The following is a 13243-nucleotide window of genomic DNA, read 5'->3' as shown; positions in this document are numbered from 1 at the left end:
AATATTTTGCCTTATATTTTAAAAATTATTGAATTATGCAAAAGAAAATTATGACCGCCATTTTGGCTTTGGTATTGTTGGGAGCTTGTCATCAGGATAAAGACCTCCTCAATGCTCTGAACGACTATAATATCTTTATGGAGAGCTCAGGTTATCATTTTGGAGATGCCATAAAACTACCAGAAGAGGTGACGAAAAATGCAGAACAAGTGCGCATTAGTTTTGGCGACCAAGAGACTTCGGATTTGACAATCAATCCGCAATATTTCACTTTGGGTGATAATAATGTGACTTTTATCATCAAAACCAAAGGCGGCGAAGCGCTGACCCAAGATGCCACCATCAATGTCTATGCTAAGCAACCCGAGAAAGACCTCAATTATACCATTGTGGCGGAATATCCGCACGATGCCAATAATTTTGTGCAAGGTTTTCAGTTGGAAGGCAATACCATTTACGAAAGCGATGGGCAAAATGGACACTCTCGGATGATAAAATATCCATTGGGAACCACTAAGGCGACAGTGGCAGTGGCACAGCCTGATGAGGTGTTTTCGGAGGGAGCGACCATTGTGGGGGATAAGATTTATCAACTCACTTGGCAGAATAAAAAAGGCTTTATCTACGATAAAAATTCCTTGAAATTATTAGAAGAATTCCCTTATCCAGGCATTATTGGCGAGGGTTGGGGGATCACTTATGATGGGCAAAATCTCATCGTGTCAGATGGTTCTAAAAATTTGTATTTCCTCAATCCTAAAAACCCTTCCGAGGTGGTGCGTTTTGTTGCGGTGGCTGGGCACGACCAAGCTTATGACCGCCTGAACGAGTTAGAGTACCACCAAGGCTTTATCTATGCTAATGTTTGGCAAAAACCTATTATACTGAAAATCAACCCTAAAAATGGCGAGGTGGTTGCTAAATTTGACTTTTCGGAATTGGCAAAAAAACATACCACTGGCGAAGATGATGTGCTCAATGGCATCGCATTCAAGGGCGACCATATGCTGGTAACGGGCAAAAATTGGGATAAAATTTACGAAGTAGAAATTAAATAATTTCCGTTGAGAGCGTTATTGGGTTTTATTTTGTTCTGTTGTATCGGTGGAAAGGCGCAAACTTATGTCCCCGTGGATAGCCTTTGGGTAGAGCGTATTGATGAGGTGTATTATGATGATTATCAGAATGTTTACCTCTATGAACAAGCCGATTTTAGCCTGACGAAACTCAATGCTAAAGGGGAAGAACAAGGGCGATTGATGCTCGTGTATCCCTTTAAAATTCAGCCGATTCAGAATCCGCTCAATGTGTTTTTATTTTCGGAAGCGGCGCAAGAATTAAGGATTGTAGACCAAAACTTGAATGAAATTCAGCGGTTTAAGGTGCCGTCAGATTTGGGCTATATTAAGGCAGTGGCAGTGCAAAATTTAAGAACGGCGTGGCTGCTCAATATCACCGATAAAACTTTGATTTATTACGATTATAGAGAAGGTAAAGTCTTGAACTCCATAGTTTTACCAATTGATATCGCTGATGTTCAGGAGTTTATGGTTATGGGTTCGGTTTTGTATTGTTTAACGGCGGATCGCCTCGTTCAATATGATATGCAGATAGGGGATAAAACCACGATAGCCATTGCAGGAGCAAAAAAAATCAAAAGGGAAGGTCAGCGCTTGTTTATCCTCACGAATACAGCCGTTTATGAACTGGTCGATGGGGCATTGCAGTTCAAATTTAACCCATCCAAAGCCCGTATTGTGGAAAAAAATTACAGCGGATATTTGGCAGTGATAGGAAACAAAGTCTATCTTTACACCTCGTTTTAATTTTTATCAACATAAAAATAATTCAGTATGCATATTGCAGTAACAGGAAATATTGGGGCTGGCAAAACCACCCTAACCACTATGCTTGCCAAACATTATCAGTGGGAAGCTCAGTTTGAAGATGTGGATCACAATCCGTATTTAGATGATTTCTACCACGATATGTCTAAGTGGTCTTTTGCGCTTCAGATTTATTTCTTGGGGAGCCGTTTTCGGCAGGTTAAGGAAATCCGAGAGAGTGGGAAGAATATTATTCAAGACCGTACCATTTATGAAGATGCTCATATTTTCGCCGAAAATTTGAATGAAATGCAATTGCTGAGCGATAGAGATTATCAAAATTATTCAGCCCTTTTTGACTTGATGAAAAGTTTTGTTTCTGCACCAGATTTACTGATTTACCTCCGTGCCTCTGTGCCCAAATTGGTGGGACAAATCTACAAAAGAGGGCGTGATTATGAAGCGGAAATCAGCATAGATTATCTCTCTAAACTCAATAATAAATACGAAAACTGGATTAAAAACTATAAAGAAGGCAAACTACTCATCATTGAAGTTGATGATTTAGATTTTGTAGAAAAACCCGAAGATTTTGGGTTGATTTTGGAGCGTATAGATGCGGAAATCAATGGTTTATTCTAAAAATTGAAAAAATGAAAACGGTATTATATCATAACAACAGGTGTTCTAAATCCAGATGTGCCTTAGAATTTCTAAATGAACAAAAAGAAGATTTAACTATTGTGAATTTGTTAAAAGATGGTGTGACGCGTGAACAATTGGAGGAGGTTTTAACTTTGCTTAAAATGAAGCCCTCGGAGTTGATTAGGAAATCTGATGCATTTTTTAAAGACCTCTATGGTGAAAAATCAATGCAAGAAGAAGATTATCTACAAGCGATGATAGAGCACCCGCGCCTGATCCAGCGTCCTATTGTAGTTAAAAATGGTAAAGCTGCCATAGGTCGTCCATTAGAAAATATAGAAGCGATACTTTAATAAAAAAACGATTGAATACACAAAAAATCTAATGAAAAAAAGACAATACCAATCCTCAGACTTGGTGAAAACCTTTGCCAAAAAATTTGGTTTTGAGGAAAAATTATTGGCTTTGCAGATTAAAGATTTTTTAGAAGATTATTTGGGAGAGCCTTATTTTAGCGCGATTACATCGGTAGATTTAAAAAATCAACATCTTTTTATTCGGATGAACTCACCGCTCCTTAAACATGAATTTTCCCTAAAAAAATCCTTCTTTTTACAAAAATTCCAAAATACCATCGGAGAAAACCAGATTAAAGATTTATCTTTTTTATAGGTGTTTTCTCCTTTTCCTCGTTACCGATGCCTTCTTTTATCATTTGATGTGCCGTTTGGTCTAAATCTGACTTAATCGGAAAGAAGAATTTAATCGGATTTTTAGCAAATGAACGGAAGATTTCGCGATAAATCAGGCTGACCTCGCCAAAGTTAATTTTCCGTGAGCGGAACGCCAGCGACATAGACAAGCCAAAGCTGACAATAAAGTTAAAAAATCCGATGATAAACACGGTGACAAAACTCGTCCAAAAGACCATATTAGACACCTCAAAGCCTTTACCATAAAGCCCCAGCGCGAAATTGCCAGCCGCAAAGGTAATGTGCCGAATATCTAAATCTAAACCTAAAAAATGCCCAATAGGCGCCGTGGCACCCATAAAAATACCGAACCAAAGGTTGGAGATAATCCCAGCCCAATTTTTAGCGTAGAAAATAGAAATATTGCGCGAAATTCTTGCCCCAAAAGCACGATTAAGATAAGGGCTTTTGGCTAAACGCTCAGGAATTTGATAAAACCTTGAATTATTGGCAATATTTCCCGCAATAATCCCGGAAAAAAATAAAAACACCCCAGCAATACAAGCGTGCAAAATGGCTTTAGATTCCCAAGGATTGAGGTCGAGCAGGAGTTTATCGGCTTTGTCTATGGCTAAGTTTTGAGAAAATAAAACATCTAAACCGTAAACAATCAGTAGAGCCACAGGGAACGCCAGAGCCACATTCCCCACGAATGCAATAAATTGCGTTCTAAATAATTTCGCCACCAAATGGGCAAATTCCACATAATTTTTCGTGGTATTTTTATCTTCAGAAAGCACCTTCGCCATCGTGGTGGCGGTCATTGCAGGCTGTTTGGTCGCCAGTGTGTAGTGCAAAAGGTAAATCAAAATAAAGCCCATCGCGTAGTTGAACGAGTACATAAACGCGTGGGTAAACTCGCTGCCATTGCTGTAACTGTAGAGCATTTTGAGCATGCAGAGAAAGCCGACAATCACGCCGCCGCCTGCCGCTTTCCAGAGCATATTGAGGTATTGCTGAGTATTCAGCGCAATGTAGTGGCTCCCTGTTTGCGCCGTATGTGAGGTAATCAAATGCGAAATTTGCAAAGTACTTTCTGCAAACAATTCTCGGAAGTTGTTACGGTGGGATTTATATCGTAAAATGTTCTTAATCAGCATGATAGATTTTTTGCGTTCGTCCTCATCATCGTCAATAGTTAGGAGTGGTAAAATCTCAGAAATACGCACCAATTGTTGCCGAATCTTCATTAAAGATTGGTTGGTTTTACTGGAAATCCCGTATTTGGAAGTGTTTTTAAACGCAAGGTTGATGAATTCCAAACATTGTTTAAGGTAAATTTTGGCTTGCTTATAATGTTCCTCTTTAGATGAAAGTTGTAGATTAGGGTTTTTCTGATAATATTCCACCAAATAGTCCATTTCGTTTTGTAAGGCAATGAAAGGATTGTCAAAATCTTTATATTCTGGCGCCATTTTTAAAACATCTACATCTAAAGCATTTCCGATAGCACGCCACACCAAAATATTGATGGAGAGCAATAAACTATTTTTAACTTGTTGATTAGAAATCAGCGTGGAAAGTCCCATTAAATCAAAGAACCGTTGCCAGTCTTGGTCAGAGATATAGAGTAAAAACTCAAAATTTTTCTTAGAGTTGAGCAAGACTTTTTCTATGATGAAAGAAACGGAATTTTCATCTTCCACGGCTGGTAATATTTTGGCAATCACCCTTTTTTTTAACTCTGGGAAGAAGGAATTTTCCGAGAGAATATTAGCTTCGGTTAGGGAGAGTTCTATTTTTTTACCCTTAAACACATTTTTGATGTAATGGGCAAGATGTGCTTGATACTCAGGGTGAAGTTCCAAAATCTCTAATAAAGAAGCGAAACCAAGCCGCCGTGTTGCCTCAAATAACTCTGCCAAAGGCTCTGGCGAGGCTGTTTCGTTTTGAAAGGTAAAATACTTTTGGAGCAAGGATTCCAAAGTTTCTACATGATGTTTTTTAAAAAGGTGCATGGTTCTATTTTAAAGAGATATGGTTCATTTGCTGCATCACCCACTGGTGCTTTCTTTTGAGATAAGGTGTGGGGTGGTGCGGATCGTATTTTTTAGGGTTAGGCAGGATAGTGGCAATCCATGCGGCTTCGCTTTTGGTAAGGTTTTTCGCTTCTTTATTAAAGTAATATTGCGCTGCCGCCTCTATGCCAAACACGCCTTGCCCCATTTCAATGGAGTTGAGGTAGCGTTCCAAAATAATATCTTTACTCCAAATTTTTTCAATAATGAAGGTGTAAATCGCCTCTAAACCCTTTCTGAACCAGCTTCTACCATTCCAAAGGAATAGATTTTTGGCAGTTTGCTGGGAGATGGTGCTGCCGCCTTGTACGGTTTTGGCTTGGTTGTTATGCTTGATAGCCCTTTGGATGGCTTTAAAATCAAAGCCGTTATGTTGATAAAAATTTTGATCTTCCGAAGCGATCACCGCCTTTTTTATGGCGTCTCCCATTTCATCAAACGGGATATAATCTCGCTTAAGTTGATGATAAGTCAGTAGTCCATCCAGTTGCGTGATCGTGATGATAGGATTGAAAAAACGCCCACCAATCAGCAATAGAATGTTGATGATGATGAGTGCTCCGATGATTTTTTTAATCAGTTTAAACATATATTTTAACTTGAGATAATCTCTGCAAAAATAAAGATAATTATCAAACTGCCTTATTTCAAATTAAAATAAGCGGTAGTGGCGTAGATTTTTCGGTCTAAGATAGAAATTTTTATCGGTTTTTGGAGATAAAGCAGGCTTTTTTCTTTATGGTTTGGTGGATTTTTGTATCTTTGTCCTAATGATCAAAACCAGACCATATCAAAAAACGCTTAGCGCTGTTCTTTCAGCGTGGTATGTGCTGTTTTTGTTGTTGTTATCGGTTCTGCACCAGCATAAAGACGCCCCAAACTTAGATGACCCTTACCATAAAGTATGGTCTAAGGCGAGTTTTAAATCTAAAACCACAGTTTCCGCTGATGATTGTTTGGTGTGTCATTTCTTTGGTGCAGCGTATTCTTTGGTGCCAGAAAAATTGGAGGTTAAGCCTCAATATTTTGAGGCGTTCTCTGAAGGTTTTGCTAAGATGTCGCTGTCTGTTTGGGTGTCAGAGCCTATTTATTTCTCTCTTAGAGCCCCGCCTTTTTTATCTTAAATTCACCATTTTATTTTGATAATTATTGTTCTACAGCGGGTAGAGCAATGGGTTCTAACATTTTATATTGACTATTCCAATGAGATTTTTTTGGATATGGGTAGGGCTATTTTTGAGTATAAGCCTGGGTGCCCAGCAGTTTCGTATTACGGGCGTGGTGCGAGATTTACACGATAATACGGTATTATCCAATGCCCACATTAGTTTGAATGGCGTAGAGGTGGCGACCACCAATCAGCGCGGCGAGTTTCAGTTGGAGTATCCATCTGGAGATTACCAATTGAAGGTCACCCATTTTGATTGTCAGCCTTTTGTTAAAAAAGTGGCGCTGAATCAGCCATTGCAGATTTCTATTTTCTTGGAGCACCATACCCAAGAGATAGAAACGGTGGTGTTCCACGCTTTGCATAAAAACAAAGGTACCGCCATCATCAAGACTTTAAACCAAGAAGCCATCGCGCAGAATACAACGGAAAATTTAGGCAATATTCTGTCTGAAATTTCTGGCGTGAGCAGTTTGAAAACAGGAAATCGTATCGCTAAACCTGTGATCAATGGGCTTTATGGCAGTAGAATATTGATGATGAACAATGGGGTAAAGATGGCAGAGCAGGAGTGGGGCATAGAGCACGCGCCGAGCATAGATGCCAATGCTTACGAGCATATTGATGTATTGAAAGGAACCGCAGTGCTTAAATATGGCGGCGATGCTATGGGCGGTGTGGTGCTGTTGGAGCCAGCGCATTATCCTAAAAAAGACACGCTGATAGGCAAAATAGCTTTGTCGGGCGTGAGCAATGGGAAGGGGCTGGCGCTCAATGCAGATATAGCTAAAGTTTGGCATACAGGCTGGGCGGTGCATACCCAAGGCAGTGCTAAAAAGTTGGGCGATTTGCAGACGCCTCATTATAGTTTGCAAAATACGGGGATGGATGAAAACGCGTTTCAATTCTCTATTCAAAAGAAGGAATATGCGTACGGCATTGCCGCGTCTTATAGCCATATGAACCAAAATTTTGGAATTTATAAAGGCGCCCATATCAGCAATGCGAGGAACTTTGCCGATGCTATTAACCACGGCTTGGCTTTCTATACAGGAGATTTCGGTTATAAAATTGAAAATCCTCAGCAGGAGGTCAGCCATCAAATAGCCAAGGTGGAGGGGTATCATCGTTTTGGGCAATGGGGAAAACTGAATGCAGAATATGCCTACCAGCACAACCACAGGTACGAGTATGATGTTCGCAGGGGGGCTTATAACGCTAAACCTGCCACAGATCTATTACTCACCACGCAAAGCCTAAGGCTTGATCACCTTTTACAAAGGAAAAATTGGGATTTGCAAACAGGGCTTGTGGGGGCTTTTCAGGTGAATTTCCCAGACCCTAAAACGGAGCGCTCTCGGCTGATTCCAGATTATCATAAATATGATGCTGGGGCGTATGCTATCTTTAAATACCAATTAAAATCTTGGCAATGGGAGGCAGGCGCACGCTATGATTACAACTTTTATGATGCTTATAAATATTATCTTAACCAAGACTGGAAGCCGTTTCAGCAACAATATACGCAGATGGTAATTGTGCGCAACGGTGTGAAAACATTGGTGCGCCCACAGTTGGGGTTTCATAATATGTCAGCATCGTTAGGGTTGGCGTATCAGGCTTCGGATGGGCTAAAAACCAAGCTGAATATTATGCGCAACAGTCGAAGCCCCAATGCAGCAGAGCTCTTTGCTGATGGGCTGCACCACGCGGCTGCCATTATTGAAAAAGGTGATTTGTCACTGCAGCAAGAGGTCGCCTATCAAGTGCAGCTCAGTTTAGATTTTAATCTTAAAGCGTGGCAAATTCGGCTCAATCCTTATGCCTTGTGGTCAGGCTCTTTCATCAACCAAACGCCCGCAGGTGTGGAGAGTACCATTAGAGGCAATTTCCCTGTGTGGAAATACCAACAAATCAAGGCGAAAATGTTGGGGATAGATGCAGAGGTGCAGTGGAACATCGCACCAAAATGGCAGTGGCTGGCTTCGGCAAGCTATGTCTATGGGCAAGATGAAACCCACCGAGAACCCTTGATTTTGATGCCGCCATTGCAGGTTAAAAATACATTGAAATACCAATCTAAAACGAAGAATCCTTGGTCTATCCAAGCGGAACATTTAATTATATTTAAACAACATAGATTTCCTATAAGAACCCTGCCCTACGAGGTTTATGAGAACAATACCGTACACACGGAGTGGCTGGACATCAGTACCCCGCCAGCGGGTTATCATACGCTAAATGTGGTGGCTGGTGTGGCGTGGACTAAAAATCTACAGTTGAATCTGAGGGTTAATAATTTCTTTAATACCGCGTATCGGGATTACCTTAACCGGTTGAGGTTTTTCTCCGATGCTTTGGGGCGAAATGTGATTCTTACCCTTAACTATCATTTTTAAAATTATTATTTAACATTAAAACAAGAAAAAATTATGAAATTATCATTTTTAAAACCAATCGCTTTATCTTTAATTACCATTTTTGCTTTAAACTCTTGTAGAAATGATGAAGCACCAGAGGACATCCACAACCACGATGAGGTGCAATATCTTACCGTAAAACTGACCAACCAAGCCGATAGCACAGAAGTGCAAACTTCCACTTTTAAGGCAGGTGGTGCAGACCAACTGATTACCTTAAAAAATGGAGCGGTTTATAATGTGGAATTGTCCCTTTCGGAGCCTCACGGCGACCATACGCACGATGTAACAGATGAAATTATTGAAGAAAAAGAAGAGCACTTTTTCACTTACCGTTTCGCTAATGTTCAGGTAAAAGTGAAGCGCACAGACCTTGCGGAAACCACCAGAAAAGATGGAACAAAAGTCGGTTTAAAAACCCAATGGACCGTCGTTTCGGCACCAGAAAAAGGCGCAAAAGTGAATGTGATACTTCACCATAAACCAGCTTCCGTAACCGTGGCAGATGCTCAGGGCGATGAAGCGGGAACAGCCAAAGGTGGCGAAGAAGATATTGATGCCATCTTTGATGTTAAAACCAAATAAAACCCTTCATCATCAGATGATAAGATGCGATCCGCCTCGTTTTTGGGGCGGATTTTTTTATTTTTAAGAATCAAATGAACTTTGACCAATTTCATTCCGAGAGGCGGAGGTTTTAATTCATCAAGGGTTTGTGGAACAAAAAATTGGGTAATCTGTATTTTTTTTGCAACTTTGTAAGATGAAAAAATACTTGAGTTTTTATTTCGTTTTTGTGTTGTATATCGCTTTTGGTCAAATCATTAACCAAGACCAAAATGCACCCTTGCCCGCTCATATTTATTTTTGTGATGGCGAGAGTTTTCATTTAAAATTAAGCGATGAAGAGACCAACACTGGCGATTATAGAATAACCAAAATCTCTAATTTTAGACCTTCTAATGGGCATCATTTGGTGCCATTTTCTAATAAACAAGGCAATAATCATTTTAGTAAACCCGTTGATATCGGCTTTAATTTTAGCTTTTTCGGTGAGGAATATTCTCAGGTGGTGGTCAGCTCTAATGGTCGCCTTATTTTCGGTAAAGGTACTGATTTTGAGCATCTCCACGAAGCGAAATATGTAGACCAAGTTTATAACGGTCACCAGTCCGACCATCATCCGCTCCCCAATATTATTTATAATCAATTGGATAGCACCAATCCGAGCGCCACTTTTGATTTTGCCCAAATTTTTGCAGGATTTACGCACTTCAATTATTATAATGACTACGACTATAACAATATTACTTATGGTTCTATCGAATATGATGGCAAGCGGGGATTAATCATTTCATGGTCGGGAATTATCTACGGCGAGTCTAACTATGCGGATCAATTTAGCGCGCAGGTGGTCTTGTTTGAGGACAATACTTTTGTGATCAAAGTCAAAAAGTCTTTAGGGCAGAAAGCCATTTTGGGCGTTCAGAACCAAGATGCAACGCTTTTTCGTGTGGAGGAATCCGTTCATAATAATCAAGACTGGGAGAGCAACGGCGCTGATGCGTTCAGTTTTACCCCTGATTTGCACCTGACACCACAAGTGGAATGGTCGCTCAATGATACCCCAGTTTCTGCGTGGCAAAACCAAACGGAAGTCCACTATACGCCCATTCAGAATGAAGAAACCTTAAAAGCCCAAGTGGTTTTTAAAGATCATAATGGAAATATAGTGGGCACTCCCAAAAATTATGTACATTATTTTAAGAAATTAAGTGCTAATCCGCCACAAATAGCCTCGCCAGAATACGGCACTTGCGTAAATCCAGCAATGTTAAAAATAGTAGTCCCTCAAACCGATATGGTTTATGAATGGTACCGTGTGGGAGAGGCGCAACCGATAGGCACTGGCACGACCCAAGCGGTGGGCAATGGAAAATACATCGTGAAGGCAAAATCCACCTATGGCGGCTGTTCGGTAACCTCTAATGAAATGGAGGTGAACATCAATTCTATTATTCCGCCGATGACCTTTAGGGATCAAGATTTTAAACTATGCGACACGGATTTTAAAACTGAGAAAAGCTTCACGCTTGCTCAAGTGGTCAGTTATCCTAACGGCGCCAATTATACCGTTAAATTTTATCAACCAGATGGCACGGAAGCCTCCACAGCAACCATTAAATCTGGAGAAACCAAAACCTTTAAAATCAAGGTGGAAACCAATGCTGGTGTAACGCCTGCGTGTGCTACAGAAGCCAATTTCAGCATTTCTTACCTTTCGTTGCCAGAGCAAGGTGGGGTAGAGCAGAAGTCGGTTTGTTTTGGGGTGACATCATTTGAAGTGGCTGATTTTGAAGTGAAATGGAGAGGCAGAGGCTATCATTTCAGTTATTCGTTAGATGGTGGGCAGACTTATCAAACATTGCAGTATATCAATCCAGCGCAAACGCCAGTTGTAAAGGTAAAAATCAATCATCCTGATTTTTCATGTGCCAGCATCGTAGATTTAAAGTTGAGTTTTTACCCAGAAGTGGTGGCAAACCAACCGAGTATCGACCCATTTGAATTGCAACAGTGCGCCAGTGATCAATCTTTTAACTTAACCCAATACGAGTCGCTGATTAACCCTGATCCAGAGGTGATGATTAGTTTTTATCAATCTTTAAGTAATGCCCAGCAAGGTATTGATGCTGTTAATAAATCGGCGTTCAGAGCGGGGCGAGGAGTAACGCGCCTGTATGCGAGAGTAGAAAATCGCCAAGGTTGTGTAGCGTCAAATTTTCCAACGATTGATGTGAAAGTTTACTCAAAACCGCATTTAAAAAAGCGAAAAATAGAGCTGACCAATTGTGCAGGCAACACGGTGTTTAGATTAAAACAAGACAACATCGCATTATTTTTTGATAATTTAGATGCAGCCATTACGCCAAGGGTTTCCTATTATGATAGCCAAGACCAACCGCTTACCGAGGCACAGATTGAAAACTATGATGTCGCTATATTAGGCGAGCGTCCGTACCTCAAGGTGGCGTTTAATTCCACTTGTTCAGAGGTGCTGGTTTTTGATTTAAAATACCACCCTCAGCCGCAGGCTGCCGTGCAAGAAATTTTAGTTTGCGAGGGCACTTCTTATCCGCTGGAAGACTTTAAAAAAGCCATCACCAACCGCCCTGAGGATTATGATTTTTTTGATGAGCAAATGTCGCCATTGTCCTCGGATTGGACTTGGATTGCGCTACCTTACCAAGCGAAGTTTTACATTAAAGATAAAAATACAGGTTGTCTTTCGGCTTTACAACAGGTTGATTTTAAACAAAATAGCTCAACGGAAGTTCATTCTGCTATTCCTGTTTTTGAACAATGTGATACGGATTTAGATGGCAAAACAACCTTCAACCTCTTCGATTGGAAACCCCAAATTACGGCAGACACTTCGGCAGAACTGAGCTTTTACCGAGATGCAGCACACACGCAGTTGATCGCCCAGCCAGAGGCTTACCTCAATACTAATTTAGAGGAAACCATTTATGGCGTGGCACGAAATCCGCAGCGCTGTAGCACGCCATTTTCGTTTGATATTAAAGTGAATTTACCACAAGAAATCTACGGCGTGGAGGATAAAAAACCGTGCTACGGCGAGCCTCTTTATACCGAAATTACCAATGCTCAAGATTTTACCCAAATCGAATGGATGCTGCCAGATGGGCAAACGCAGCAAGGGCAAAGCCTTTCTTTGGATTATGAGCATATCCTTTGGGGAACTTATAAAGTAAAGGTGCAGAGCCAAAATGGCTGCCAAATGGAGCAAACTTTTACCGTGTCAGATGAGCAACAACCGAAGATCACCAGCATCAGCACTGATGATGATAAAATAGAAGTGAGCGCAGAGGGAGGCACGCCGCCATATACTTACTCATTTAATGGTGTGGAACAGGCTTCTTCTACGCTTTGGCATCCGCAAGATTCGGTGTACGAAATTCAAGTGAAATCAGCGACAGGATGTTGGGGTGCGCCACAAACGGTTTATTTCCTTAAATTTAACAATGTGATTACCCCGAATGGCGATGGTAAAAATGACACTTGGGTGGTGGAACATTTAGAGGAAATGCAGGAAGTGCAAATTACCATTACCGACCGCTATGGCGATACCGTGTTCTCGGCGCAATCTGGGGAGCCTTTGGCTTGGGATGGCAAAAAAGTTGGGCGCGTATTGCCATCAGCCACCTATTGGTATGTGGTAAAATGGTTAGATCCTGCCACCCAGCGCCACGAAACCAAACAAGGTTGGATTTTACTTAAAAATCAATAGAAATAAAACTAAAAAAAGGGCACATTTTATTGAAGTAACCCCTTAATGAAAACAATAAAAACCGCTTATTATCGTTGGTGTAGAAGATTTGAGCATCACTTT

General features: G+C 40.8%; 11 protein-coding genes. 9 read left to right on the top strand and 2 right to left on the bottom strand.

The window, feature by feature from the left end; genetic code table 11:
• Positions 1–35 precede the first annotated feature (35 nt).
• From NYR17_RS07260 to NYR17_RS07240, 5 genes are read left to right on the top strand one after another with little or no spacing between them, the layout of a single operon-like run.
• Entirely contained in the window at positions 36–1058 is a 1023-nt protein-coding gene (locus tag NYR17_RS07260; protein WP_302505056.1) for a glutaminyl-peptide cyclotransferase, read from the top strand.
• 6 nt (positions 1059–1064) lie between these two features.
• Positions 1065–1826, top strand: a complete 762-nt coding sequence (locus NYR17_RS07255) for a hypothetical protein (RefSeq protein WP_302505055.1) — start codon at positions 1065–1067, stop codon at positions 1824–1826.
• A gap of 27 nt (positions 1827–1853) precedes the next feature.
• A complete protein-coding gene (locus tag NYR17_RS07250; RefSeq protein WP_302505054.1) occupies positions 1854–2468 on the top strand; it encodes a deoxynucleoside kinase in 615 nt (204 codons plus the stop codon).
• Positions 2469–2479: 11 nt separating this feature from the next.
• On the top strand, positions 2480–2824 hold the full coding sequence (gene arsC / locus NYR17_RS07245; protein WP_302505053.1) for an arsenate reductase (glutaredoxin): 345 nt from the start codon (positions 2480–2482) through the stop codon (positions 2822–2824).
• Positions 2825–2855: 31 nt separating this feature from the next.
• Complete coding sequence (locus NYR17_RS07240; RefSeq protein WP_302505052.1) at positions 2856–3143, top strand: hypothetical protein; 288 nt, start codon at positions 2856–2858, stop codon at positions 3141–3143.
• On the opposite strand, the gene NYR17_RS07235 is transcribed toward NYR17_RS07240, so the two are convergent.
• Together NYR17_RS07235 and mtgA are read right to left on the bottom strand one after the other, a co-directional pair.
• The gene (locus NYR17_RS07235) at positions 3121–5181 is read right to left on the bottom strand and encodes a recombinase (RefSeq protein ID WP_302505051.1); all 2061 of its coding nucleotides are present in this window, start codon (positions 5179–5181) and stop codon (positions 3121–3123) included. The genes NYR17_RS07240 and NYR17_RS07235 overlap by 23 nt on opposite strands.
• A gap of 4 nt (positions 5182–5185) precedes the next feature.
• Positions 5186–5830, bottom strand: a complete 645-nt coding sequence (mtgA, locus tag NYR17_RS07230; RefSeq protein ID WP_302505050.1) for a monofunctional biosynthetic peptidoglycan transglycosylase — start codon at positions 5828–5830, stop codon at positions 5186–5188.
• A 181-nt stretch (positions 5831–6011) separates the two neighbouring features.
• On the opposite strand from mtgA, the gene NYR17_RS07225 reads away from it, so the two are divergent.
• The 4 genes from NYR17_RS07225 to NYR17_RS07210 all read left to right on the top strand — a co-directional run bounded on the left by NYR17_RS07225 (position 6012) and on the right by NYR17_RS07210 (position 13141).
• Entirely contained in the window at positions 6012–6365 is a 354-nt protein-coding gene (locus tag NYR17_RS07225) for a hypothetical protein (RefSeq protein ID WP_302505049.1), read from the top strand.
• Between the two features lie 112 nt (positions 6366–6477).
• Complete coding sequence (locus NYR17_RS07220) at positions 6478–8808, top strand: TonB-dependent receptor (RefSeq protein WP_302505048.1); 2331 nt, start codon at positions 6478–6480, stop codon at positions 8806–8808.
• A gap of 33 nt (positions 8809–8841) precedes the next feature.
• On the top strand, positions 8842–9414 hold the full coding sequence (locus tag NYR17_RS07215; protein WP_302505047.1) for a hypothetical protein: 573 nt from the start codon (positions 8842–8844) through the stop codon (positions 9412–9414).
• Positions 9415–9592: 178 nt separating this feature from the next.
• Complete coding sequence (locus tag NYR17_RS07210; RefSeq protein WP_302505046.1) at positions 9593–13141, top strand: gliding motility-associated C-terminal domain-containing protein; 3549 nt, start codon at positions 9593–9595, stop codon at positions 13139–13141.
• Positions 13142–13243 lie beyond the last annotated feature (102 nt).

This window comes from Riemerella columbina, assembly GCF_030517065.1.
Classification (GTDB): domain Bacteria; phylum Bacteroidota; class Bacteroidia; order Flavobacteriales; family Weeksellaceae; genus Riemerella; species Riemerella columbina_A.
The sequence above is the reverse complement of the archived record's forward strand: the minus strand, read 5'-3'. Positions and strand labels throughout refer to the sequence as shown.